Source organism: Brevundimonas sp. FG8 (genome assembly GCF_057808845.1).
This window is the reverse complement of the sequence record NZ_JBMDIU010000003.1, coordinates 202,754-225,983: the sequence shown is the minus strand read 5'-3', so window position 1 is coordinate 225,983 and position 23,230 is coordinate 202,754. Positions and strand designations below refer to the sequence as shown.

At 68.1% G+C, this 23,230-nt stretch carries 23 protein-coding genes; 13 read left to right on the top strand and 10 right to left on the bottom strand.

Annotation, left to right across the window (positions count from 1 at the left end; translation table 11 throughout):
• Window positions 1–24 precede the first annotated feature (24 nt).
• The 8 genes from ACODRV_RS07350 to ACODRV_RS07315 all read left to right on the top strand — a co-directional run bounded on the left by ACODRV_RS07350 (window position 25) and on the right by ACODRV_RS07315 (window position 6,405).
• Complete coding sequence (locus ACODRV_RS07350; RefSeq protein ID WP_141626519.1) at window positions 25–618, top strand: OmpH/Skp family outer membrane protein; 594 nt, start codon at window positions 25–27, stop codon at window positions 616–618.
• Window positions 619–631: 13 nt separating this feature from the next.
• Entirely contained in the window at window positions 632–1,648 is a 1,017-nt protein-coding gene (lpxD, locus tag ACODRV_RS07345; protein WP_488907886.1) for a UDP-3-O-(3-hydroxymyristoyl)glucosamine N-acyltransferase, read from the top strand.
• Window positions 1,645–2,109 (top strand): 3-hydroxyacyl-ACP dehydratase FabZ, encoded by a 465-nt coding sequence (fabZ, locus tag ACODRV_RS07340; RefSeq protein WP_141626521.1) that lies wholly within the window; start codon window positions 1,645–1,647, stop codon window positions 2,107–2,109. Before lpxD ends, fabZ begins: the two co-directional genes overlap by 4 nt.
• Window positions 2,109–2,894, top strand: coding sequence for an acyl-ACP--UDP-N-acetylglucosamine O-acyltransferase (lpxA, locus tag ACODRV_RS07335; protein WP_488907885.1), 786 nt, complete (start codon window positions 2,109–2,111; stop codon window positions 2,892–2,894). The genes fabZ and lpxA overlap by 1 nt, the downstream gene beginning before the upstream one ends.
• The gene (gene lpxI, locus ACODRV_RS07330) at window positions 2,891–3,724 is read left to right on the top strand and encodes a UDP-2,3-diacylglucosamine diphosphatase (protein ID WP_488907884.1); all 834 of its coding nucleotides are present in this window, start codon (window positions 2,891–2,893) and stop codon (window positions 3,722–3,724) included. Before lpxA ends, lpxI begins: the two co-directional genes overlap by 4 nt.
• Entirely contained in the window at window positions 3,721–4,890 is a 1,170-nt protein-coding gene (gene lpxB / locus ACODRV_RS07325; RefSeq protein ID WP_488907883.1) for a lipid-A-disaccharide synthase, read from the top strand. Before lpxI ends, lpxB begins: the two co-directional genes overlap by 4 nt.
• A gap of 107 nt (window positions 4,891–4,997) precedes the next feature.
• Window positions 4,998–5,990: an FUSC family protein gene (locus ACODRV_RS07320; protein ID WP_488907882.1), complete on the top strand. Its 993-nt coding sequence runs from the start codon at window positions 4,998–5,000 to the stop codon at window positions 5,988–5,990.
• 70 nt (window positions 5,991–6,060) lie between these two features.
• Window positions 6,061–6,405, top strand: coding sequence for an EF-hand domain-containing protein (locus ACODRV_RS07315; protein ID WP_488907881.1), 345 nt, complete (start codon window positions 6,061–6,063; stop codon window positions 6,403–6,405).
• Window positions 6,406–6,413: 8 nt separating this feature from the next.
• Here the strand turns inward: ACODRV_RS07315 and lepB are convergent, their stop codons facing one another.
• The 3 genes from lepB to gltX all read right to left on the bottom strand — a co-directional run bounded on the left by lepB (window position 6,414) and on the right by gltX (window position 10,074).
• On the bottom strand, window positions 6,414–7,169 hold the full coding sequence (gene lepB, locus ACODRV_RS07310) for a signal peptidase I (RefSeq protein WP_488907880.1): 756 nt from the start codon (window positions 7,167–7,169) through the stop codon (window positions 6,414–6,416).
• 132 nt (window positions 7,170–7,301) lie between these two features.
• Complete coding sequence (gene gltA, locus ACODRV_RS07305) at window positions 7,302–8,603, bottom strand: citrate synthase (protein WP_141626528.1); 1,302 nt, start codon at window positions 8,601–8,603, stop codon at window positions 7,302–7,304.
• Window positions 8,604–8,667: 64 nt separating this feature from the next.
• Window positions 8,668–10,074 (bottom strand): glutamate--tRNA ligase, encoded by a 1,407-nt coding sequence (gene gltX, locus ACODRV_RS07300; RefSeq protein ID WP_141626529.1) that lies wholly within the window; start codon window positions 10,072–10,074, stop codon window positions 8,668–8,670.
• Window positions 10,075–10,228: 154 nt separating this feature from the next.
• Between gltX and ACODRV_RS07295 the strand changes: the two genes are divergently transcribed.
• Window positions 10,229–12,355 (top strand): ComEC/Rec2 family competence protein, encoded by a 2,127-nt coding sequence (locus ACODRV_RS07295; RefSeq protein WP_488907879.1) that lies wholly within the window; start codon window positions 10,229–10,231, stop codon window positions 12,353–12,355.
• On the opposite strand, the gene lexA is transcribed toward ACODRV_RS07295, so the two are convergent.
• From lexA to ACODRV_RS07270, 5 genes are all read right to left on the bottom strand, one after another.
• Entirely contained in the window at window positions 12,349–13,041 is a 693-nt protein-coding gene (lexA, locus tag ACODRV_RS07290) for a transcriptional repressor LexA (protein ID WP_141626530.1), read from the bottom strand. The two genes, ACODRV_RS07295 and lexA, sit on opposite strands and share 7 nt — an antisense overlap.
• 125 nt (window positions 13,042–13,166) lie before the next feature.
• Window positions 13,167–13,532 (bottom strand): hypothetical protein, encoded by a 366-nt coding sequence (locus ACODRV_RS07285; protein WP_488907878.1) that lies wholly within the window; start codon window positions 13,530–13,532, stop codon window positions 13,167–13,169.
• Between the two features lie 35 nt (window positions 13,533–13,567).
• Window positions 13,568–14,359, bottom strand: a complete 792-nt coding sequence (trpC, locus tag ACODRV_RS07280) for an indole-3-glycerol phosphate synthase TrpC (protein ID WP_488907877.1) — start codon at window positions 14,357–14,359, stop codon at window positions 13,568–13,570.
• Entirely contained in the window at window positions 14,356–15,390 is a 1,035-nt protein-coding gene (gene trpD, locus ACODRV_RS07275; RefSeq protein ID WP_488907876.1) for an anthranilate phosphoribosyltransferase, read from the bottom strand. Before trpD ends, trpC begins: the two co-directional genes overlap by 4 nt.
• A gap of 1 nt (window position 15,391) precedes the next feature.
• A complete protein-coding gene (locus tag ACODRV_RS07270) occupies window positions 15,392–15,982 on the bottom strand; it encodes an anthranilate synthase component II (protein ID WP_141626534.1) in 591 nt (196 codons plus the stop codon).
• Window positions 15,983–16,090: 108 nt separating this feature from the next.
• Between ACODRV_RS07270 and ACODRV_RS07265 the strand changes: the two genes are divergently transcribed.
• On the top strand, window positions 16,091–16,285 hold the full coding sequence (locus ACODRV_RS07265; protein WP_141626535.1) for a peptidoglycan-binding protein: 195 nt from the start codon (window positions 16,091–16,093) through the stop codon (window positions 16,283–16,285).
• On the opposite strand, the gene trpE is transcribed toward ACODRV_RS07265, so the two are convergent.
• Both trpE and ACODRV_RS07255 read right to left on the bottom strand, forming a co-directional pair.
• A complete protein-coding gene (gene trpE / locus ACODRV_RS07260) occupies window positions 16,261–17,781 on the bottom strand; it encodes an anthranilate synthase component I (RefSeq protein WP_488907875.1) in 1,521 nt (506 codons plus the stop codon). The genes ACODRV_RS07265 and trpE overlap by 25 nt on opposite strands.
• Window positions 17,778–19,706, bottom strand: a complete 1,929-nt coding sequence (locus ACODRV_RS07255; protein WP_488907874.1) for a peptidylprolyl isomerase — start codon at window positions 19,704–19,706, stop codon at window positions 17,778–17,780. The genes trpE and ACODRV_RS07255 overlap by 4 nt, the downstream gene beginning before the upstream one ends.
• Window positions 19,707–19,843: 137 nt before the next feature.
• Here ACODRV_RS07255 and tpiA point away from each other — a divergent pair, with 137 nt between their 5' ends.
• From tpiA to pyrG, 3 genes are all read left to right on the top strand, one after another.
• Window positions 19,844–20,593 (top strand): triose-phosphate isomerase, encoded by a 750-nt coding sequence (tpiA, locus tag ACODRV_RS07250; protein ID WP_488907873.1) that lies wholly within the window; start codon window positions 19,844–19,846, stop codon window positions 20,591–20,593.
• Between the two features lie 87 nt (window positions 20,594–20,680).
• Entirely contained in the window at window positions 20,681–21,100 is a 420-nt protein-coding gene (gene secG, locus ACODRV_RS07245) for a preprotein translocase subunit SecG (RefSeq protein WP_141626539.1), read from the top strand.
• Window positions 21,101–21,189: 89 nt separating this feature from the next.
• A complete protein-coding gene (gene pyrG, locus ACODRV_RS07240) occupies window positions 21,190–22,842 on the top strand; it encodes a CTP synthase (RefSeq protein WP_141626540.1) in 1,653 nt (550 codons plus the stop codon).
• Window positions 22,843–23,230: the final 388 nt, after the last annotated feature.

The following is a 23,230-nucleotide window of genomic DNA, read 5'->3' as shown; positions in this document are numbered from 1 at the left end:
CAGTCCCGCTCCAAAGGCCTGACCATGAAACTGATCGCTATCGGCGCCTTCGCCCTCGCTACCCTGACCGCCGGCGCCGCCGCGGCCCAGACCCCGGCCCAGACCCCGGCCCCGCTGACGCATGGCCCGGCCATCACGGGCGTCTGCATCTACAGCCCGCAAGCCCTGCTGCAGAACAGCACCGCCGGCCAGTCGCTGGCCGCCGGCCTGCAACGTTTGGGCGAGGAAGTTCGCGGCGAGCTGGCTCCTTACGGCGCCTCGCTGGAAAGCGAAGCCACCGCCCTGCAACAAGGTGGCCAGGCCGCGGATCCGGACGGTTCGCGCGCCCGCGCCTGGCAGACCCGTCTGCAGGAAGCCCAACAACTGGAGCAGACCCGCGCCAACGAGCTGCGCTACACCGAGCGTCTGCAGACCCAGACCATCGTGAGCGCCGCCCGTCCGGTCGTCGCCGCCCTGTATCAGGAGCGTGGCTGCAGCCTGTTGCTGGACGGCAGCTCGATCCTCGCCGGCAACCCGGCCATGGACATCACCCCGGCCGCCATCCAGCGCCTGAATCAGGCGCTGCCGGCTCTGCCGACGTTCCAGCGCAGCGCGGTTCCGGCCGAGCTGCAGCAGTAAGCCAAGGCCCGGAATGCCTGACCCGCGATTTTTCGAAAGCCTGACGACGCTCGACGTCGCCGGGCTGGCCGAAAGGATCGGGGCCGAAGTGTCGCGCGGCGGAGACCGAAAGGTCTCCGCCGTTGCGCCTTTGGGGACCGCCTCATCGACCGACGTCGCCTTCATGGGCGTAAGCAAGTTCGCTGAACAGCTCAGGGCCACCGGGGCCGGTTGCGTGATCGTGCCCGCCGCGGCGGTGGAGCTGGCGCCGGAAGGCGCGGCGGTTCTGGTATCCGGAACGCCCCAGGCCGCCTGGGCGGCGGCGTCCCTGCTGTTCCATGCGCCCCGCAGCCTCACCGTGGCGGCGGAGCGGGCCTCGGTCGTCGAGGACGACAGCGTGGTGCTGGAGCCCGGAGTGGTGCTGGGCGAGGGCGCCCGTATCGGCCGCGGCACGCGGATCGGCGCCAACACCGTCATCGGGCCCGGGGTCCAGATCGGCCGGGATTGCCACATCGGCCCGAACGTCAGTGTCGGCTTCGCCCTGATCGGCGACAGGGTGAAGCTGTACGCGGGCGTGCGGATCGGCGAGCCGGGGTTCGGCGCCGCCGGATCGGCTACGGGCGCGGTGGACGTGCCGCAGCTCGGCCGCGTCATCCTGCAGGACAATGTCACGGTCGGCGCCAACACCTGCATCGACCGCGGCGCCTATGACGACACGGTCATCGGCGAGAACACCAAGATCGATAATCTGGTCATGATCGCCCACAACTGCGTCATCGGTCGCAACTGCCTGATCGCGGCGCACACCGGGATTTCCGGCTCGGTCGTGGTCGGCGACGGCGTGATCTTCGGCGGACAGGCCGGCGTCGGCGATCACCTGAAAATCCACGACGGCGCGCGTATCGCCGGCGGCGCCGGTATTCTGGCCGACGTGCCGGCGGGTGAAACCTGGTCGGGTTATCCCGCGAAACCCATTCGGCAATTCTTGCGCGAGACCGTCTGGGTGTCCAAACAGGCGCGGGGCAAGGCCCGCGGGAAGACAGAGCAATGAGCGAAGACGTCAATATTGATTACGCCGAGGTGATGCGGCGACTGCCGCACCGCTACCCCTTCCTGCTGGTCGACAAGGCCGAAGCCTTCGTGCCCGCGACCTCGATCACCGGCATCAAGAACGTCACCCACAACGAGCCGTTCTTCCCGGGCCACTTCCCGATCGATCCGGTCATGCCGGGCGTGCTGATCGTCGAGGCCATGGCCCAGACGGGCGCCCTGTTGATGTCCAAGACGCTGGACGTCGCGGTGGCCGACAAGGTCATCATGTTCATGTCCATCGACGGCGTGCGCTTCCGCAAGCCGGCGCGGCCGGGCGACCAGCTGCGCATGGAGGTCAAGGTGATCAAGGCCCGGGGCGACGCCTACAAGTTCCGCGGCGAGACCTTCATCGACGGAAAACTGGCGGCCGAGGCCGAGTTCATGGCCATGGTCGTCAAGGTGGACCAGCCGGCGACCTGATGGCGATCCATCCCACAGCCGTCATCGACGCGAAGGCCGAGATCGCCGCCGGGGCCGAGATCGGACCGTGGTGCACGGTCGGGCCGCGCGTGGTCCTGTCCGAGGGCGTGCGTCTGGTCAGCCATGTAGTTGTCCAGCAGGACACGACGGTCGGCGAGCGGACGATCATTCATCCCTTCGCCGTCATCGGCGGTGATCCCCAGCACACCGGCTACAAGGGCGAGACCGTCCGGCTGGAGGTCGGCGCGGACAACGTCATCCGTGAACACTGCACCTTCAATCGCGGCACGCCGCAGGGCAGCGGCGTCACGGTGATCGGTTCGAACAGCCTGTTCATGACCGGCGCCCACGTCGGGCATGACTGTGTGGTTGGAAGCAACGTCACCTTCGCCAACAACGCGACCCTGGGCGGCCACGCCCGGATCGGCGACCGGGTCTTCCTGGGCGGTCTGGCGGCGGTGCACCAGTTCGGCCGGATCGGTCAGGGCGCCATCGTCGGCGGCCTGTCAGCGGTGACGCGCGATGTGATCCCCTACGGCTCGGCCTGGGGCAACCATGTGAAGCTGCATGGACTGAACCTGATCGGGCTGAAGCGGAAGGGGTACGACAAGGACGCGGTGCGTCGCCTGCTGGCCGCCTATCGCGACATTTTCGAGGGCGATGGCCTGTTCGCGGACCGCCTGACCGCCGCAGCTGAAACCTATGCGGACCTGCCGGAAATCCAGGAGATCATCGCCTTCATCCGCGAGGACACCCGGCGTCCGGTGGCGCTGCCGGAACGATGAGCGGCAAGCTGGCCCTGATCGCCGGAGGCGGGGCCCTGCCCGTGTCCGTCGCCGCGCGCTGCGAGGCCGAGGGGCGTCCGGTGTTCGTCATCCGTCTGGCCGGGTTCGCCGATCCGCACCTGGCCCACTACCCGGGCATTGACGCGGGCATGGCCGAGATCGGCAAGATCATGTCGGCGATGAAGAAGGCGGACTGCAAGGCGGTCTGTCTGGCCGGGACGGTCAACCGCCCGGATTTCAAGACTCTGAAGCCCGATCTGAAGGGCGCTATGGTCCTGCCGGGCATTATCGCCGCGGCGACCAAGGGCGACGACGCCCTGCTGCGCAAAATCCTGTCGCTGTTCGAGGCCGAGGGGTACGCGGTCGAGGGCGCCGACGACATTCTGGGCGGCGAGACCCTGCCGTCCGGGGCGCTGGGCAAGGTTCAGCCGACCGACGAACAGCTGGCCGACCTTCGCAAGGCGCTGTTCGTGGCGGGCAAGACCGGCGAACTCGACATCGGGCAGGGCGCGGTCGTCTGTGACGGGCTGGTGCTGGCCGTGGAGGCCCAGGAGGGCACCGACGCCATGCTGATGCGGGTCGCGGGTCTGCCCGGCGACCTGCGCGGCTCGGCGACGGCCCGCAAGGGCGCGCTGGGCAAGGCGCCCAAGCCGATCCAGGACTTGCGGGTCGACATGCCGGTCATGGGCGCGCGCACCATTGAAATGGCCGCCGCCGCCGGTCTGGCGGGCGTGGGCGGGGTGACGGGCAGGCTGATCGTCATGGACCGCCCGTCGCTGATCGAGGCCGCCGACCGGCTGGGCCTCTATGTCTGGGGCGAGGATCAGTGAGCCGACAGTTGAAGATCATGCTGGTCGCGGCCGAAGCGTCCGGCGATGCGCTGGGCGCCGGTCTGGCGCAGGCCCTGCGACAGCGGCTGGGGGCGGATGTGATCTTCGTCGGCGTCGGTGGACCGAAGATGGCGGGTGAAGGCGTCGTCAGTCCGTTCGACATCGCCGAACTGTCCATTCTCGGCTGGATCGAGGGGCTGAAGGCCTACGGTCTGGTCAAGCAGCGGGTGGCCGATACGGTCGCCCACGCGGTGGCGGAAAAGCCGGACGCGGTCGTGCTGATCGACAGCTGGGGCTTCACCATCCGGGTCGCCAAGGCGCTTAAAGAGGCGCTGCCGGGCGTGCCGCTGATCAAATATGTCGGGCCGCAGGTCTGGGCCTCGCGTCCCGGCCGCGCGAAGACGTTGGCGCAGTCGGTGGACCATCTGCTGGCCCTCTACGCCTTCGACGCGCCGTGGTTCGAGCGGGAGGGACTGGAGACCACGGTTGTCGGCTCGCAGGCCCTGCACGTGGACATGAGCGCGGCCGACCCCGCCGCCTTCCGCGCCCGCCGGGGCATCGCGCCGGACGCTGATCTGTTGCTGGTTCTGCCGGGTAGTCGCCCGTCTGAAATCCGCCTGATGACCCCCGTCTATGAGGGCGCGGTGGCGAAGCTGAAGCGGGACAATCCGGCGCTGGAAGTGGCTGTGGTCGCCGCAGGCACGGTTGCGGAAGACGTCGCCGGTCGCATCGCGGCCTGGCCGTTCCGCGTGCATCTGGTCTCTGAATCCGAGAAGTATGATGCGATGAAGGCCGCGACGGTGGCGCTGGCGACCAGCGGTACGGTCTCGACCGAACTGGCGTTGGCCGGGGCGCCGATCGTGATCGGCTACCGCTTCCAGCCGCTCAGCTATGCGATCATGAAGCCCTTCTTCACGGGCAAGTACGCGACCCTGTTCAACCACGCCGCCGATGAAGAGATCGCGCGTGAGCTGATCCAGAAGGACGCCACGCCCGAGAGCGTCGCCGCCGAGGTTGGCCGTCTTCTGGCCGATCCGGAGGCCCGGCGCGCGCAGGCGGAACGTCAGACGGCGGCGCTGGACCTGATGGGCCGCAATGCGCCTGATCCGTCCAGTCTGGCGGCGGATGCGGTGCTGCGGGTCATCGCGGCGAAGGCGGGCGTCTGAGATCGTGACCACGCCGGTGTTGATCCTCATCCCCGGCCTTCTGAACGACGCGGACCTGTGGCGGAACCGGGACGGGGCGCCGGCCTGCCGGACGGGGCGGTTCTGAAATGGCGCGCGCGCTGAGCCCGCGCCGCGCGGCCGAGGTGCGGGCGGCCCTGCAGATCGCGGTGGGCGCGGTCGTGGCCTTCTATCTGGCGACCGCCCTGCGGCTCCCGCATCCCTACTGGAGCGTGATCTCCGCCATCGTCGTAATCCAGACCAGCGTGGGCGGCAGTGTGCTGACGGTGGCGCGGGATCGCAGCATCGGAACCCTGGTCGGGGCGGTCGTGGGGGGCGTGGTCGCCTTCGCACGACCCGAGGGCGTGAACTGGATGATGGCGGGGCTCGCCGCGTCCGTGGCCGGTCTGGCCTTCTTCGGAACCGGCCGGCCCTGGCTTAAGGTGGCGCCGGTCACGGCGGCCATCGTCATCGCCGGCGCCGCGGGGCCGGAAGGGCCGGCGCAACTGGCGCTGGACCGGGTGATGGAGATCCTCGTCGGCAGTGGCGTGGGCGTCGTCGCCATCCTGCTGCTGTTCCCGCATCACGCTCGCCAGACCTTCAAGCTGCAGGCGCGAGAGGCGGCCGGAAAGGCGGCGGCCCTGCTGGAACTGGTGATGAGGGGGGAAGAAGCGGATCAGGGGGAATTGGCGCGCAGGCATGCCGATCTGAAGAAGCGTCTGGACGGGCTGGGGCAGGCGGCGACCAGTGTGATCGACCTGCCCGGCGCGCAGAAGGAGACGGCGGACCGGGCGGCGCTGGTGCGGACCTTCTGGCGGGTGCGCAGCGACATCGTCATTCTGGGGCGAGGATTTCAGGTCAGCGGCGCGCTGGAGCGGCTGGAGCCCTGGGCGCTGGCGGGTTCAACCGCCGTGGACCGCATGGAGGCGCTGTCGCGTGGCGCCGCGGTCGAGCCGCTGGATGACCCCGACGCCACATTGAAGTTGGGCGGCGCGGAACCGGACGGCGATCTGGCGCGCGGGGCGGCGGCTATCGGCCTGACGCACATGCACCGGGACCTGAACGACCTGATTGGTCGCTTCCGCGATCTGCACCTGATCTAGACGCGGCGACGTCTCGGCTTCATCTTCGTACGCGGATCGGGCTGTGCCGTGATCCGTCGGAGATCAGACCATGACCAGCCCCAAGGCGCCCAAAAAGAGCGAAACCATCGAGGTCCGCGTGCCCTACGGCGCCAAGACCGCCTTCGCCACGCGCTGCCGTGAGAACGGCGTGACCGTCAGCGAGGCGGTGCGGGCCTTCATGGAGCGCGAGGTCGGAGGGGCGCCGCGTGCGCGGCCCCGGCTGTGGTATGCGGCGGCGGCGCTGGCGGCGGGACTGGCCTTGGGCGCCGTGGCCGCGCCTTCGCTGGCCCAGACACAGGATCACAAACAGGAGCCGCATCGCTCACGCGCGGCCTTTGATCGGCTGGACGCCAACCGCGACGGCGTTCTGAGCTATGACGAGTTCCGGCCCTAGAGGACGGCCTAATCGATCGGCTTGAAGAACCGGCCCGACTGGAGATTGAACCAGGTCCAGGGCTTGAACAGGCCCGCGCCGGGCTTCCACGAGGCGACGATGATCTCGGCCTTGCCGACGATGTTTTCGGCCGGCAGCAGGCCCACGCCGACGTCGGCGGGCCACCGACTATCCAGCGAGTTGTCGCGGTTGTCGCCCATCATGAAATACTGGCCCTCGGGCACGACATAGACGCCCGTGTCATCGCCCTGCTGACCCGAACCGCCGTCGTAGGTCAGGTAGGGCGTGCCGTCGGGTTTGGTCTCGCGCACCTGCAGCACCTGACGCTCGGGGGCGTCATGGTCCTGAACGATATCGAGCGGGGTCCGCCGGATCGGACGACCGTTGATGAAGACCGTGCCTCCCATGACCTGAACCCGGTCGCCCGGCAGGCCGATGATCCGCTTCACCCAGGTCTGGTCCGGCGCGCTGGGGCGGCGGAACACCACGACGTCGCCGCGTTCGGCCTGTTTTCCGAACAGCCGGCCCGAGGGCAGGGGCGGGTTGAAGGGCAGGGACGCCCGGCTCCAGCCGTAGGCGAATTTGGACACCACCACATAGTCGCCGGTCACCAGTCCGGGCTCCATCGAGGACGACGGGATGGTGAAGGGCTGGAACAGGCTGGTCTGGATGGCGGTGGCCGCCAGCAGGCCGATCCCGATGACCTTGGCGGTCTCGAGCAGTTCGTGGACGGGGCCGGGAGAAGGTTTGGCGTCTTCGGTCATGGGGTCAGCAAAGAGGGTCTGGCGGGCGGCTTCAACCGCCGGGGTGTCCGGACGCCCGAAAAACGTGTCCGGACATGAAAAACGCCGGAGCTTTCGCCCCGGCGTTCTTGTGGTCCTGCCTCGAAACGAGGCTTAGCCGCGCTTCTCGATCGGCACGTAGTCGCGCTCGGTCGGGCCGGTGTACAGCTGACGCGGGCGGCCGATCTTCTGGCCCGGGTCGGCCATCATTTCCTGCCACTGGGCGATCCAGCCCACGGTGCGGGCCAGGGCGAACAGCACGGTGAACATGCTGGTCGGGAAGCCCATCGCCGACAGGGTGATGCCCGAGTAGAAGTCGACGTTCGGGAACAGCTTGCGCGAGGTGAAGTACTCGTCCTGCAGGGCGACCTTCTCCAGCTCCTTGGCGACCAGGAACAGCGGGTCGTTCTGGCGGCCGGTCGCTTCGAGCACTTCGTAGGCCGACTGCTGCATGACCTTCGCGCGCGGATCGTAGTTCTTGTACACGCGGTGGCCGAAGCCCATCAGCTTGTACTTGCGGTCCTTCACGCCCTGGATGAACTCCGGGATCTTGTCCGGGGTGCCGATCTCCTTGAGCATGTTCAGCGCCTCTTCGTTGGCGCCGCCGTGCGACGGGCCCCACAGGCAGGCGATGCCGGCGGCGATACAGGCGAACGGATTGGCGCCCGACGAACCGGCCAGACGGACGGTCGAGGTCGAGGCGTTCTGCTCGTGATCGGCGTGCAGGGTGAAGATGCGGTCCATGGCGCGGACCAGACGCGGATCAACCTGATAGTCCTCGGCCGGAACGGCGAAGCACATGCGCAGGAAGTTCTCAGCGTAGGACAGATCGTTGCGCGGCGAAACGAAGGGCTGGCCGATATGGTATTTGTAGGCGCGGGCCGCGATGGTCGGCATCTTCGCGATCAGGCGGATGGCCGAGATGTTGCGCTGGACCGGATCATGGATGTCCAGGCTGTCGTGATAGAAGGCCGACAGGGCGCCGACGGTGCCGACCATGATCGACATCGGGTGGGCGTCGCGCCGGAAGCCCTCGAAGAAGCGGTCGAACTGGCTGTGCAGCATCGTATGCATGGTGATGCTGTTCTTGAACTCTTCGTACTGCGCCGCGGTCGGCAGTTCGCCGTGCAGCAGCAGGTGGCAGACCTCGATGAAGTTCGACTGCGAGGCCAGCTGGTCGATCGGGTAGCCGCGGTGCAGCAGAACACCGGCGTCGCCGTCGATGAAGGTCAGGCCGGACTCGCACGAGGCGGTCGAGGTGAATCCCGGGTCGAAAGTGAAGGCGTCGGTGCCCGCGTACAGCTTGCGGATGTCGATGACGTCCGGGCCGGTGGAACCCGACAGCACCGGAAGGTCAATCGACTTTCCGGCGTAGTTGAGGGTCGCCGTACCGGCGGGTTTGGCTTGGTCGGTCATTTCAGCCCCTTTGTCAGAACGGTCTCGCGCGGGGAGGCGACGGACCGCGTTTCATTTGTGAACGTCACTTAGTCTGTTGCAGCGCATCATCCAAGCGCCCGAGGCTTTCTTCTCGCCCCAGAGCCGCCAAAGTTTTCGCGATGTCGGGCGAAGCGGCCCCTCCGGTCAGGGCCGCGCGGGTCGCCGGGCCGATTTTCCCGAAGCCCACGCCTTCCTCTTCGGCGAAGGCCTTGAGCTCGGCTTCAAGGGCGAAAACATCCCAGCTGCCGAACAATTTCAGCCGATCCCGCAGGCGGCCGATGCGCTCGCCGGACTCGCCGGACAGCAGGCCAAGTCCCTTTTCATCGATGGAAAGCGGACGGGGCTTCAGGACGAAGGCGGTCTGGTCTGCCAGTTCCAGCGTGGTTTTGGCGCGGTCCTTCACGAACGGCATGGCGCGCAGCAAGCGGGTCTCGTCGTCAGGGGCCAGCGCATGGCCGCGCGACAGGTGAACGTCGAGGGTCAGCTTGGCCAGCCGGTCGTCCTGCGCGAGCCGGATCCAGTGGCTGTTGACGTGGGCCAACTTGTCGAAGTCCAGCCGCGACGGCGCCTTGCCGATGCCGCCCAGATCGAACCACTCCTGCGCCTGCGCGTCGGAGAACAGCTCGTCGTCGCCGTGGGCCCAGCCGAGTCGGGCCAGATAGTTGCGCATCGCCTCGGGCAGGTAGCCCATCTCGGCGTACTCATGCACCGCCTGCGCTCCATGCCGCTTGGACAGCTTGGCGCCGTCCGGACCGTGGATCAGGGGGATGTGGGCGAAGGTCGGGCGGGGCCAGCCCAGGGCGTCATAGATCAGGCTCTGGCGGGCGGCGTTGTTCAGGTGGTCGTCGCCACGGATGACGTGGGTGACCCCCATGTCGTGGTCATCGACGACCACGGCGAGGTTGTAGGTCGGGGCGCCGTCCGAACGCACGATGACCAGATCGTCCAGCGCCGACGACTCCCAGCGCACCGTGCCCTGCACGGCGTCGTCCACGACCACGGGCGCGTCGGCCGGGCGGCGGAAGCGGATGGTGTGCGGCTTCAGCAGGTCATCCACGCTTGGCTCACGGTCGCGCCAGGGCGACTCGAAAGTCTTGCCGTCCGCCTTGGCCTGATCCCGCAGGGCGCCGGTCTCTTCGGCGGTCAGGAAGTCGCGATAGGCGTGGCCGCTCTCGAGCAACTGGTTCGCCACCTCGCGGTGGCGGTCGGCGCGCGAGAACTGGAACACCGGCTCCTCGTCGGCGAACAGCTCGAGCCAGGCCATGCCGTCGAAAATGGCCTTCACGGCCTCTTCGGTCGACCGCTCGCGGTCGGTGTCCTCCACCCGGACAAGGAATTTGCCGCCGTGGCGACGGGCGAACAGGTAGTTGAACAGGGCGGTGCGGGCGCCGCCGATGTGCAGGAAACCGGTCGGCGAGGGGGCGAAGCGGGTAACGACGGGGAGGCTCATGCCGGGGTTATAGCGCCGCCCGAGCCTGAGCCTAGCCCTGTCGGCGCGGGAGCGTTTACCGACGCGTCCGGGAAGGTCTTTATCCATAGGTTGTGAAGATGGAGATTTTGTCGTCATGGTTCTTTCCGGCCATGCGGGTCGGGGGATTTGACGGGTGGCGGCGATCACGCGGGAGACGGTGACGGAGTGGCTAGGTGCGCAGGTCGCGGCCCAGAGCCTGCGCTGGCGTCTGTGGTCGCCGGTGGCGTTCGGCGGGGGATGCGCGACCTATTTCGCCTTCAGGAGCGAGCCGCCGTCATGGCCGCTGCTGCTGTTCGCCCTGACGGCCGCAGCAGGATGGTTGCTCGGGCGGCGGCTGCATCTGGCGCGGGCGTGGAGCCTGTGCCTGCTGATGCTGGCCTGTTTCGCGCTGGGACTGGCGGTCGCCAAGCTGAGGACCGATGCGGTGGCGGCGCCCATCGCGCCCGCGCTGGAAGAGCCGACGGTGATCGAGGGCTGGGTGGTCGATGTCGACATTCCCGGTTCGGCGGGGGCGCGGGTCATCGTCGCCCCGGTCCGCATCCGGGGGCTGGCGCCGGAGCAGACGCCGGTCCGCATCCGGGCCACGGTGAAAGAGGCGCTGCCGCCCGCCCCGGGGGAGCCGATCCGCCTGTTCGCCATCCTGAACCCGCCGCCCGCGCCGGCCAGCCCCGGGGCCTATGATTTCGGCCGCACGGCCTTCTTCCAGCGGATCGGCGGGGTGGCCTTCAGCCTGGGCGAGACCCGCTCCACGGTCTTGCCCGAGGCGCCCTGGCGATTGCGGCTGGTGATGAAGATCAACGCCTTCCGCTTTGATCTGGCGAAGCGGATCGTGGCGCGGCAGGGCGAGCGGGCGGGCGGCGTGGCGGCGGCCATGACCACGGGGCAGGAGGCCTGGCTGGACCCGGCGGAGGTCGATGTGATGCGGGACTCGGGGCTGGCGCACATCCTGTCGATCTCGGGCCTGCACATGGCGGTGGTCGGCGGGTTCGCCTTCTTTCTGGTGCGGCTGCTGGTCGCCCTGTGGCCGTGGCTGGCGCTGCGGGTGTCGGGCAAGAAGGTGGCGGCCTGGGCGGGATTGCTGGCGGTGGGCACCTATCTGGTGGTGTCGGGCGCGCCGCCCCCGGCCGAGCGGGCGGCCATCACCGCCGCCATCGCCTTCCTCGCCGTTCTGCTGGACCGGCAGGCGATCACCATGCACGCGCTGGCGGTGGCGGCCTTTGTGGTGCTGCTGCTTCAGCCCGAGGCGATTGTGACGCCGGGGTTCCAGATGTCGTTCGCGGCTACGGCGGCGCTGGTGGCGCTCGTTGAGGCCTGGCCCCGGCGACCGAAGGAGATTTCGGCCCCGCTGCCCATTCTCGCGGTGCAGAGGACGGGGGCGTGGATCGGGGCGGCGGTGCTGGCCAGTCTGGTGGCGGGCGCGGCGACCGGACCGTTCGCCATGCAGCATTTCAACCGCTCGGCCATGTACGGGCTGGCGGCGAACCTCGCGACAGCGCCGCTGTCAGACTTTCTGATCATGCCCGCGCTGGCGCTGGGTGCCTTGCTGGAGCCTATCGGTCTCGGCGCGCCCTTCCTGTGGCTCGCGGCGAAGGGGATCGAGGTGATGCTGGCCATCGGCGGGTGGACGGCGGGCCTGCCGGGCGCGGTCCGGACCATCGCCAGCGCGCCGGAGATCGTCCTGCCGCTGGCTTTCCTCGGCATCCTGTTCTGCTGCCTGTGGCGCGGGCCGCTGCGGTGGCTGGGCCTGCCGCTGGCCTGTGCGGTGCTGATCTGGCCCAGAACGCCGACGCCGGACCTCTGGATCGGCGACGGCGGCTTGCAGGCGGCGTGGATGCAGGATCGGCAGGCCGTGGTGGCGCGACCCGGCGTGCGGCAGTTCGCAGTCGATGTCTGGACCCGCAGGCGGGGGCTGGAGGCGGTGGAGCGTCCGACTGAGGGCTGGACCTGCGGCCGCTTCTCCTGCGCGCCGGAGACATCAGGACCGGTGGCGCTGTGGTGGGGCAGGCGCGCGCCGACGGCGGAACAGATGGACGGACTATGCCGATCCGCGCCGGTCGTCAGTATACGGACGGTCGTACGCGAACTGCCGCCGTCCTGCGGCAGAAGGCTGGTTCTCGACGGTCTCGACTACGCCCGGGGCGGCGCGGTGGAGCTGAAACGCGAAGGGCCCGCTGCGGCGAACCGCTGGCGAGCCCTGTGGGTGTCCGACGTGCGCGGGGAGCGGCCGTGGAGCCGCTACGGCGCCGCCGAGGGTCAGTGATAGCGGCGGATCAGGCCGACCAGCTTGCCCTGCACGGCCACCTGATCGGCGCCGTAAATCTTGGTCTCATAGTTGCGGTTGGCGGGCTCCAGGGCGATGGAGGCGCCCTTCTTGCGCAGGCGCTTCAGCGTCGCCTGTTCACCCTCGACCAGAGCGACGACGATCTCGCCCGAGGAGCAGTTCTCGGTCGATTTGATGATGACCATGTCGCCGTTGAGGATGCCGGCCTCGATCATCGAGTCGCCCTCGATCTCGAGCAGATAGTGCTCGCCAGAGCCGAGCATGGCCTCCGGCACCGGATAGCGGGCGGTCTCGTGCTCGATGGCGTCGATGGGGGTGCCCGCGGCGATCTTGCCCATCAGGGACAGTTCACGGGTGTCGTTGGCGGGCTCGGCGGCCTTGGGACGACCACCGCCCTCGATCACGCCGGGCTTGAAGCCGGCATGGCCGCGCGGCGCGCCCGCCGTGGCCTGTTCCGGCAGTTTGGTGACTTCCAGCGCGCGGGCGCGGTGGGCGAGGCGGCGGATGAAGCCGCGCTCCTCCAGCGCCGTGATCAGCCGGTGGATGCCCGACTTGGACGCCAGATCCAGCGCCTCCTTCATCTCGTCGAACGACGGAGACACACCAGTCTCCTGAATCCGTTCGTGGATGAACATGAGCAGTTCGTGCTGTTTGCGCGTGAGCATGCGGCCCTCGAGGCGAATCCGGTTTCCGGAACGCTAGCGGAACAAACCGCAAACGTCCACCAACTGTTCCTGTGGTGTTCCGGTTAAGGTCCGGTTACCGAGTTGGCGTTCGAGACTTGAGGCCGTCAGTCCAGCAAAGGACTGGGGTGGTTCGTCTGGTGCACAGGCAGCGTGCGGCGCGCATCGATATAGATCGTTCGCACGGCGGCGTCAGAAACAGGACCGGCGTAAACCGTCTCGCCATCGATGATCAGTTCCATCGCGCTCGATGCGCGAAGTGGATGCTCCAGATAGCGTGACAGCGCGGTGCTCCAGTCGTCCGTCTGGAGCGCGTTGTCGAGGACGAGAACACCATCAACGCGGAATTCTACTCTCTGGCCTGTGAAGTTGATGAAAGCGAACTTGCCAACCCAACACTCCGCAGTCTGGATGCAGCGCGAAGTCTCGCGTTCAACCGCCTGTGCTTGGGCTATTCCGCCGAGAGGAACCAAGCCTAACGAAGCCAAGGCGAGCCGGGCAGTCCACCTCACGAGAGCAACGCCCGCGTCGCCGCTTCCACGTCGTCCTGACGCATCAGGCTTTCGCCGACGAGGATGGCCTGGGCGTGCGCGTCGGAGACTTGCTGGACGTCGTCCGGGGTGAAGATGCCGCTTTCGGCCACCAGCAGCGCCCTCACCGGGCTCAGCATCGCGAGGCGTTCTGTGGTCTCCAGATCGACCTCGAAGGTCCGCAGGGAGCGGTTGTTGATGCCGACCAGATCGCCGCCGAGCTTGCAGGCGCGGGCCATCTCGGCCTCGTCGTGGGTCTCGATCAGGGCGTCCATACCGAAGCGCTCGGCCTCGGCCAGCAGTTCGGCGGCCAGCGTGTCGTCGATCATGGCCAGGATGATCAGGATGCAGTCGGCGCCCAGGGCGCGGCTCTCGGCCACCTGCCACGGGTCCACCAGGAAGTCCTTGCGCAGGCAGGGCAGCGAGACCGCGTCACGGGCGGCGGACAGATAGCTGTCGTCGCCCTGGAAGCTGGGCCCGTCGGTCAGGACGGACAGGCAGGAGGCGCCGCCGCGCTCGTAGGCCTGCGCCAGCGCGGGCGGATTGAAGTCGGCGCGGATCAGGCCCTTGGACGGGCTGGCTTTCTTGATCTCGGCGATCAGGGCCGGGCGGCCGGTGGCTTCGACGCGGGATTCCAGAGCGGCGCGGAAGCCGCGTGGGGCCGAGGCGAGGGCGGCGCGGGCCTCGACGGCGTCCTGCGACAGGGCGGCTTTCCGACCGGTGACGTCCTCGCGCTTGTAGGCGGCGATCCGTTCCAGCACGTCGGTCATGCCGTCTCCTCTTCCTCAATGGGCGTATTGGTGGCCTCGACCAGTTCGGCCAGGGCCTTGGCCGCGCGGCCGTCGTCGATGACGGCGGCGGCCTGAACCGCGCCCTCGGCCAGATCGGCGGCCTTGTCCGCCACCACCAGGGCGGCGGCGGCGTTCAGCAGGACGACGTCGCGATAGGCGCCGGTCGCCCCGTCCAGCAGGGCGCGCAGGGCCGTGGCGTTCTCCTCGGCGTCACCGCCACGGATGGCGCTGATGTCGTGGCGGGCCAGACCGGCGTCCTCGGGGGTGACGGTGAAACGACGCACGGCGCCGTCCTTCCACTCCGCCACCTCGGTCTCGCCGGTGACGGTCAACTCATCGAGACCCTGACCGTGGACGGTCCAGGCCCGGATCGCGCCCAGACGGCCCAGCACCTCGGCCAGCGGCTCCAGCAGGCGGGGATCATAGACGCCCATGACCTGCCGCTTCGCCTGCGCCGGATTGGACAGGGGGCCCAGCAGGTTGAACACGGTGCGGAAGCCGATCTCGGTCCGCACCGGGCCGACGTGGCGCATGGCCCCGTGGTAGGTGGGAGCGAACAGGAAGGCGATGCCGGCCTTGTCTAACGCGCGGAGCTGTTGGGCCTCGGTGGCCTGAAGGTTCACGCCCAGCACCGACAGGACGTCGGACGAGCCGGATTTGGAGCTGAGCGCCCGGTTGCCGTGCTTGGCGACCTTCAGTCCGGCGCCCGCAAGCACGAGGGCCGCGGCGGTGGAGATGTTGTAGGTGTGCTGGCCGTCACCGCCGGTGCCGCAGGTGTCGATCACCTCATACGGATGGTCGAGCGTCAGGGCCGCCTCGCGCATGGCGGTGGCGAAGGCCGCGATCTCGCCCACAGTCTCGCCCCGGATACGCAGGGCGGTGACGGCGGCGGCGACCTGGGCCGGCGTCGGCTCGCCGCGCAGGCAGGCGGCGAAGAAGGCATGCGCCTCCGCGTCCGACAGCACCTGACCGTCGACCAGCTTGGCCAGCAGGGACTTGACGTCAGCCACGTCAGACCATCGCCCGACGCTTGACGCCCGCGAGATCGAGGAAGTTGGCCAGCAGGTCGTGGCCGTGCTCGGTGGCGATCGATTCCGGGTGGAATTGGACGCCGTGGATCGGGCGGGTCTTGTGGGCCAGCCCCATGATTTCGCCGTCGGCGGTCCAGGCGGTGACCTCCAGCACGTCCGGCAGGGTTTCCCGCTTCACGGCCAGCGAATGGTAGCGGGTCGCGGTGAACGGCGAGGGCAGGCCGCGGAAGACGCTCTTGCCTTCGTGCAGGATGGGCGAGGTCTTGCCGTGCATCAGGGCCTTGGCGCGGATCACGTCGCCGCCGAAGGCCTGTCCCATCGCCTGATGGCCCAGACAGACGCCGAAGATCGGCATGTCCAGCGGCGCGGTGTCCAGCAGGGCGAGGCAGACGCCCGCCTCGTTGGGGGTGCACGGACCCGGCGACAGCAGCACGGCCTCGGGCTTCAGCGCCCAGGCCTCGGCGGCGGTCAGGTCGTCATTGCGCACGACCTTGGTCTCCGCGCCCAGCTCCGCGAGGTAGTGGACGAGGTTGTAGGTAAAACTGTCGTAGTTATCGACGACGAGGATCATGGCTCTGGTTCTAGGGACTGGAGGCCGTAAGGCCAAGCACCGAGGGTGCGGTAAGATGGCGTTAACCTTGTTGGATCGAATTGGGACTCTTCGACGGGGGAGGCTCGAATGGCCGATGACATCCAGAAGGCGCGGGCTCTGCTGATCGCTCCGATCACGGTTCACAGCCCTTGGGCGGCGCTCGGCGCGGCGGCTCTGGCGGCGACGGCGGCGGTCCTGATGGCCGGGGTGATGATCCTCGGGCCGGGCATCCGCTTCCAGGACGCCCCGCCGGTGTCTCAGGACCTGTTGCCGAACGGATAGCGCCACGCCTCGTCCGCGGCCCGCACGGGCGCGCGGGCCTTGGCCCGGGTCTCCGCATATTCCGCCGCCGGATCGCTGTCCGAGACGACGCCGGCGCCGGCCTGAACGTGGATCTGGCCGTCGGCGAACAGGGCGGTGCGCAGGACGATGCAGATGTCCGCCTCGCCGCCCGCCGAGATGTAGCCGACGCCGCCGCCGTAGCCGACGCCGCGCTTCACCTGTTCCAGCTCGTCGATGATCTCCATGGCCCGCACCTTGGGCGCGCCCGACAGGGTGCCCGCCGGAAGCGCGGCCAGCAGGGTGTCGACCGCGTCCAGCTTCGGATCGGCCACGCCCTGCACGTCGGAGACGATGTGCATGACCGAACTGTAGCGCTCGACCACGAAGCTCTCCGTCACCTCGACGGTGCCCGGCGCGGCGACGCGGCCCACGTCATTGCGGCCCAGATCGAGCAGCATCAGATGTTCCGCGCGTTCCTTGGGATCGGCCAGCAGTTCGGCCTCCAGCGCCTTGTCGGCTTCCGGCGTCTCGCCGCGGGGGCGGGTCCCGGCGAGCGGCCGGATCGTCACCCGACCGTCCTTGAGGCGGACGAGGATTTCCGGGCTCGAACCCGCCAGTTGGAAGTCGCCGAAGTCCAGGAAGAACAGGTAGGGCGACGGGTTCTGACGGCGCAGGGCGCGGTAGAAGGCCAGCGGGTCCGCATCCCAGGCCGCCGAGAAGCGGTGGCTGAGCACGACCTGGAAGATGTCACCGGCCCCGATGTAGTCCTTGGCGCGGGCCACCATCTCGCCAAAGGCGGCTTCGTCGACGGGCGAGACGAACTCGGGGCCGGGCGCATCGACCGGGACGGGCAGGGCGGGCAGGGGCGTGCGCAGGTCGGCTTCGAAGCGGTCCAGCCGGGCGACGGCGGCGTCGAAGGCCACGCGGGCGTCCAGTCCGCTGTCCGGATAGGCGGCCGAGACCAGAACGATCTCGTGCTTCACGGAATCGAAGATGCCGACGATGGCGGGGCGGGTCAGGACCGCGTCGGGCAGGTTCAGCGGATCGGGGTTGGGCTCGCCCAGCGGCTCGAGCAGCCGGACCATGTCATAGCCGAACACCCCGAATAGACCCGCGGCCATGGGCGGCAGGTCTTCGGGCAGGTCGAACCGCGAAGCGGCCATCAGCGCCCGCAGAGACGCCAGCGGATCGTCCCCGTCCGGGCTGTAGGTGTCGGCCGCGATGGCCGATTCCCCGCGCGCCAGCTCTGGCTTGCGATCCCGGCAACGCCAGACGACGTCCGGCTCGCGCGTGATGATCGAGTAGCGGCCGTTGACGGCGCCGCCCTCCACGGACTCCAGAAGGAAGGCGTGGGCCCGGCCGCGACCGACCTTCAGGAAGGCCGAAACCGGGGTCTCCAGATCATCCACCAGACGGCGGACGACCACCTGCGGCCGGTCCGAGGACCAGCCGTCCTGGAAGGCGGAGAAGACGGCGGAAGGTTCCGCCGCCGTCATTGCGCCGGAGCGGGCGTCGGAGCCCCCGGAACGGTCGGAACGACCGGCGGAAGGTCCAGGGCCTGACGTGCCAGCGCTTCGTCGAACGTGGCCTTCTCGCGAGCTGCGGCGGCCTTGATGGCTGTTTCGCCGAAGGCGTTCAGCAGATCGCCCGACAGACGGTCGCGGAACTGGACGGCGGCGCCGGCGGCGAGGGTCGCGTTCGGCGTGTTGATGCGGTCCGTGCGGCCGATGACATAGCTCTCCGCGTCCTGCTGTTGCGAGAAGATCTGGCCGGCGGGTGTGCTGAACAGGCCGCCGACGAGACCGCGACCGCGGCTCTGGTCCTGCGCGCTGATGCCGGCGCCGGTTTCGAGGGTCGCGCCGGCCGAGCGGGCGACGGCGGCGATGTCCTCGCCGCCGCGAACGCGGGCGGCCAGGGCGTTGGCCCGGGTGGTCAGCAGGCGGGCGTTCTCACGCGCGATCCAGTTGGCGGTCAGGCCGCTGCGGAACTGTGCGTTGTCCAGCGACGGCAGGGCAGGCGGGATGATCGCATCGACGCGGACAACGACGTATTCGCCTTCACCGATGGGCAGGGTCTCGCTTTCACCACGGACGCCGAGTTTCCACATGGCTTCGAGCAGTTGCGGCGGCGCGCGGAAGTTCGGTTGCTCGAGGCTGCGGCCGTCCTGGGTGACGGCCGGGATGGCCAGGGTGCGGGCGCCGACTTCAGCCACGGCGGCGTCCAGGGTTTTACCGTTCTGACGGGCCTTGTCGTAGGCCTCGACGCGGGCATAGACGGCCGCGCGCACGTCTTCGGCGCGCAGTTCGTCGATGATCTGGGCGCGGACGTCGTTCAGGGTCGCCGGACGGCCGGGCTTGATGCCGGTCAGCTTGGCGACGACGAAGCCGACGCGGGCCTGCACCGGGTCCGAAATCTGGTTCTCGGTCATGCCGAAGACGACGGTGGCGACCGCCGGATCGGTGACGGCGCTGCGCGGACGGTCGGTGAAGACGGTCGGCTGCAGGTTATTGGCTTGGGCGACGGCTTCCGGGGTCTGGCCCGAACGCAGGGCGGCGGCGATGCGGTCGGCCGTCGCCTTGTTCGGGGCGGTCAGGGACACGAACGAGCGGGTCTCCGGTTGCGACAGGGCGTCACGACGGAAGTTGAAGCGCTCTTCAATTCGGGCTTCGCTGACTTCGCCCTGACCATCGTTCGGCGCGTTGAACAGCACGACGGTCGCGCGGCGGAATTCCGGCAGGCGCAGTTCGGCTGCGTTCTGGTTGATGAAGGCGGTCAGTTGGGCGTCGGTCGGAGCCGACGCCGTTCCGGCCATCGCCTGGGTGACCGTGAACCAGCGGGCGTCCCGGGTCTGGGTCGCCTGATTGGCCATGACGGCCCCGTAGATGCGCGGCAGGCGCAGACCGGCGCCGACGGCCGAGCCGTAGTGGCTGGTCACGATGTTGTCGCGCATCTCCTGCTCGACCTGCTGCGGGGTGGTGTTGTTCTGCTGGAGGACCTGGACGTACTGCGCCTCGTCAAAGCGGCCGGTGACCGAATCGAAGAAGGCGGGGATCTGGCGAATCTGACGCAACACCAGCTCATTGCCGGGACGGATGCCGGCCTTCCACGCCCATGACATGAAGCCGAGCTTCTGGGCTTCCTGGCCCAGGTGGGCGGTCAGGGCGCCGTTGGCGACCAGTTCCTCGTAGCTCAGCTCCCGTCCGGCCTGCTGCTGGGCCTGATCGCGGCGGCGATCCAGATCAGCCCGGAAGGCGGGGGCGTCGATGCTGCGTTCGCCGGCCGACACCACATGCTTGCCGCCGAAGCCGCCGAAGACGTCGCCCATCTGCGAACCGCCGGTGATCAGCAGGCCGAGAGCCAGCACCACGAACAGACCGATGGCCCATTTGGATTTGGCGAAGTTGCGGAACGCGGTGAGCATGATCAGTCCTGACGGATGAGCGGCGAGAATGGCCGCATCGGCCTATAGGGCGTGAGGGGCCAGCACGGCAAGACGATGGCGCCGCTTCGCGTGTGGGGCATCTTGGCTTGTGCGTCAGGTCCGCCTAGACAGGCCGCATGAAACAATCCGTGAAGTTGGTTGCCGGCAACTGGAAAATGAACGGTCTCGGCGCAAGCCTGGGCGAGGTGGAGACCCTGAAGGCCGCGCTGGCCGAGGAGGCTTCGGCCTGTCGTGTGGCCCTGTGTCCGCCCGCGACGCTGGTTGAGCGCATGGCCGCGATCTGCGCCGGCGGCCCGGTTGAGGTCGGCGGGCAGGATTGCCGCGCGGAAGCTTCGGGGGCCTTTACCGGCGATATCGCGGCGTCGATGCTGAAGGACGCGGGCGCGACGCTGGTGATTCTCGGCCATTCCGAACGCCGTCAGGGCTATGGCGAGACCAATGCGCTTGTGCTTGCCAAGGCCGAGGCCGCGGTAGCCGCGGGTCTTTCGCCGATCATCTGCGTGGGGGAAACGCTGGCGCAGCGCGAGGCCGGACAGGCCGTCGAGGTGGTGCGTGAGCAGGTCATCCACTCCCTGCCGCTGGCGCTCGCCGGTCAGACCTTCGCGGTCGCCTATGAACCGGTCTGGGCCATCGGCACAGGCCTTACGCCGACGCTGGAACAGATCGAGGAGGTCCACCGGGCTGTCCGCGCGGCGATGATAGAACGTCTGGGTCTGGGCGGTGCGGAGCAGCTGATCCTGTATGGCGGTTCGGTCAAGCCGGATAACGCCCGTGACATCCTGTCCACCCCGGAGGTCGGCGGCGCTCTCGTGGGCGGCGCCTCGCTGAAGGCGGCGGACTTCCTGCAGATCATCCGGGCGGCGTAATCCCCGACGCCTATTCCCTAGTTCCCTGCTTGATGTTAGACGCCGCCGCTTGATCGGCGCGGGTCCGCGCCACACATATCGGCTGCCATGCTCCAGATCATTCTTCTCGTCGTCATGATCCTCGTCTCGATCGCGCTCGCCGCGGTGGTGCTGCTTCAGCGCTCCGAAGGCGGCGCGCTGGGCATGGGCGGCGGCCCTTCGGGCTTCATGACCGCGCGCGGCGCTGGCAACCTGCTGACCAAGACCACCTGGGTCCTGGCCGCGATGTTCTTCATCTGCGCCCTGTCGCTGACGATCCTGGGCAATGTCGAGCGGTCGAACCAGTCGATCGTGGATGCTGACGCCATCGGCGATCTGGCGACCCCGCCGCCGTCGGGCCAGCAGCAGGCTCCGGCCGATCAGCCCGCGGCCCCGGCGCAGCCGGCCGCCCCGTCGTTGCAGGACCTGGAATCCAGCCTGACGTCGGCCCCCGCGCCGGCTCCGGCCCAGCCCGCTCCGGCTCAATAAGGATGGGCGGGGACTTTATCCCCGCCTTCCTCTCCCGCCCTCAAAGTCTTCGCAGTTCACCGCTCGAATCAGCGGTAAGGTGACCCCCCATGGCCCGTTACGTGTTCATCACTGGCGGCGTGGTTTCCTCATTGGGAAAAGGCCTCGCTTCCGCCGCTCTCGGCGCGCTTCTGCAAGCGCGCGGCTACAAGGTTCGCCTTCGTAAGCTCGACCCCTATCTGAACGTCGATCCGGGCACGATGAGCCCGTATCAGCACGGCGAGGTCTTCGTGACCGACGACGGGGCCGAGACCGACCTCGATCTGGGCCACTACGAGCGCTTCACCGGCGTCTCGGCGGCGAAGTCGGACAACATCACGACCGGGCGCATCTATTCGACGATCCTCGAGAAGGAGCGTCGTGGCGACTATCTGGGGGCGACTGTGCAGGTGATCCCTCACGTCACCGACCAGATCAAATCCTTCTGCCTGAGCCAGGCCCTGACCGATGACGGCGAGGACGTGGACTTCGTGCTGGTGGAGATCGGCGGCACCGTCGGGGATATCGAGGGCCTGCCGTTCTTCGAAGCCATTCGCCAGCTGGGGCAGGACCTGCCACGCGGCCAGAGCTGCTTCGTCCATCTGACGCTGCTGCCGTTCATCAAGACGGCGGGGGAGATGAAGACCAAGCCGACCCAGCACTCGGTCAAGGAACTGCGCTCCATCGGGATCCAGCCGGACATCCTGCTGTGCCGTTGTGAGCAACCCATTCCGGCGGACGAGAAGCGCAAGATCGGCCTGTTCTGCAACGTGCGCGAAAGCGGCGTGATCCAGGCGATGGACTCGGCCGACATCTACGCCGTGCCGCTGGACTATCACCGCGAGGGGCTGGATACGGAGGTGCTGGCCCATTTCGGCATAACCGACGCGCCGGAACCGGATCTCTCACGCTGGACCGATATCGTTGACCGCCGTCTGAACCCGGACGGCGAGGTCACCGTGGCCGTGGTCGGCAAGTACACGGTCCTGAAGGATGCCTATAAATCCCTGATTGAGGCCCTGCACCACGGCGGCGTCGCCAATCGGGTGAAGGTCAATATCGACTGGGTCGAGGCCGGCACCTTCGAGGGCGACCGCGAGGCCTGCAACGCGCGCCTTCAGGACGCCCATGCCATTCTGGTGCCCGGCGGCTTCGGCGAGCGGGGTTCGGAAGGCAAGATCGAAGCAGCCCGCTTTGCTCGTGAGAACCGCATCCCGTACTTCGGCATCTGCTTCGGCATGCAGATGGCGGTGATCGAGGCGGCGCGGAACCTGGCGGGTTATCCCAAGGCCTCCTCGACCGAGTTCGGCCCGACCGATGAGCCGGTCGTGGGTCTGATGACCGAATGGACCCAGGGCAACCAGCGTGTCCTGCGTCAGCAGGGGGGCGATCTGGGCGGCACCATGCGTCTGGGCGCCTATGAATCGACGCTGAAGGCAGGATCGAAGATCGCGGAGATGTATGGCTCGACCACCATCAGCGAACGTCACCGCCACCGCTATGAGGTGAATATCAACTACCGTGAGGCGGTCGAGGAGAAAGGCGGGCTGATTTTCGCCGGTCTGTCACCGGACGGCGTCCTGCCGGAAACAGTCGAACGCGCGGACCATCCGTGGTTCATCGGCGTCCAGTACCACCCGGAACTGAAGAGCCGGCCCTTCGCGCCGCACCCGCTGTTCGCGGGCTTCATCGCCGCGGCGCTGGTTCAAAGCCGACTGGTCTGACGCGTCCCGAACGGCATTCACCGCGGCTGACCGTTCAACTCTGGATTTGATGGTGTCGCACGGTCTCAGGCCGAGCGGTGATCCGTGGATTCCCGCATGCCCTGTCCCCAGCGGGACACGGACTCACAGCTCATGATTGTACGGCTGACGAAAGGTACGGTGAGTCCCTCGAAGAGTTCTCGCTGTTTGCACCGGACGCAGACCTGTGTGCCCGGCGTACTGCGACTGTCGACGAAAAGGTGTCCCTTCCGGTAGCAGCGAAGCGACTTGAACATTAACGGCCCCCAATAGTGGGGGAACAATGTTCTTTTCGACTTGATTGCGCAAGAAAAACAAGAATTTCTAGGGTTTGTTCTCTTCCCCTGTTGCGAAAACTCAGATCGCCAAA

Bases quoted from the DNA above. Each gene is read 5' to 3' on its own strand.
- ACODRV_RS07350 (WP_141626519.1), top strand. From the start codon at position 25: ATGAAACTGATCGCTATCGGCGCCTTCGCCCTCGCTACCCTGACCGCC.
- lpxD (WP_488907886.1), top strand. From the start codon at position 632: ATGCCTGACCCGCGATTTTTCGAAAGCCTGACGACGCTCGACGTCGCC.
- fabZ (WP_141626521.1), top strand. From the start codon at position 1,645: ATGAGCGAAGACGTCAATATTGATTACGCCGAGGTGATGCGGCGACTG.
- lpxA (WP_488907885.1), top strand. From the start codon at position 2,109: ATGGCGATCCATCCCACAGCCGTCATCGACGCGAAGGCCGAGATCGCC.
- lpxI (WP_488907884.1), top strand. From the start codon at position 2,891: ATGAGCGGCAAGCTGGCCCTGATCGCCGGAGGCGGGGCCCTGCCCGTG.
- ACODRV_RS07320 (WP_488907882.1), top strand. From the start codon at position 4,998: ATGGCGCGCGCGCTGAGCCCGCGCCGCGCGGCCGAGGTGCGGGCGGCC.
- ACODRV_RS07315 (WP_488907881.1), top strand. From the start codon at position 6,061: ATGACCAGCCCCAAGGCGCCCAAAAAGAGCGAAACCATCGAGGTCCGC.
- lepB (WP_488907880.1), bottom strand. From the start codon at position 7,169: ATGACCGAAGACGCCAAACCTTCTCCCGGCCCCGTCCACGAACTGCTC.
- gltA (WP_141626528.1), bottom strand. From the start codon at position 8,603: ATGACCGACCAAGCCAAACCCGCCGGTACGGCGACCCTCAACTACGCC.
- gltX (WP_141626529.1), bottom strand. From the start codon at position 10,074: ATGAGCCTCCCCGTCGTTACCCGCTTCGCCCCCTCGCCGACCGGTTTC.
- lexA (WP_141626530.1), bottom strand. From the start codon at position 13,041: ATGCTCACGCGCAAACAGCACGAACTGCTCATGTTCATCCACGAACGG.
- trpC (WP_488907877.1), bottom strand. From the start codon at position 14,359: ATGACCGACGTGCTGGAACGGATCGCCGCCTACAAGCGCGAGGACGTC.
- ACODRV_RS07270 (WP_141626534.1), bottom strand. From the start codon at position 15,982: ATGATCCTCGTCGTCGATAACTACGACAGTTTTACCTACAACCTCGTC.
- ACODRV_RS07265 (WP_141626535.1), top strand. From the start codon at position 16,091: ATGGCCGATGACATCCAGAAGGCGCGGGCTCTGCTGATCGCTCCGATC.
- trpE (WP_488907875.1), bottom strand. From the start codon at position 17,781: ATGACGGCGGCGGAACCTTCCGCCGTCTTCTCCGCCTTCCAGGACGGC.
- ACODRV_RS07255 (WP_488907874.1), bottom strand. From the start codon at position 19,706: ATGCTCACCGCGTTCCGCAACTTCGCCAAATCCAAATGGGCCATCGGT.
- tpiA (WP_488907873.1), top strand. From the start codon at position 19,844: ATGAAACAATCCGTGAAGTTGGTTGCCGGCAACTGGAAAATGAACGGT.
- secG (WP_141626539.1), top strand. From the start codon at position 20,681: ATGCTCCAGATCATTCTTCTCGTCGTCATGATCCTCGTCTCGATCGCG.
- pyrG (WP_141626540.1), top strand. From the start codon at position 21,190: ATGGCCCGTTACGTGTTCATCACTGGCGGCGTGGTTTCCTCATTGGGA.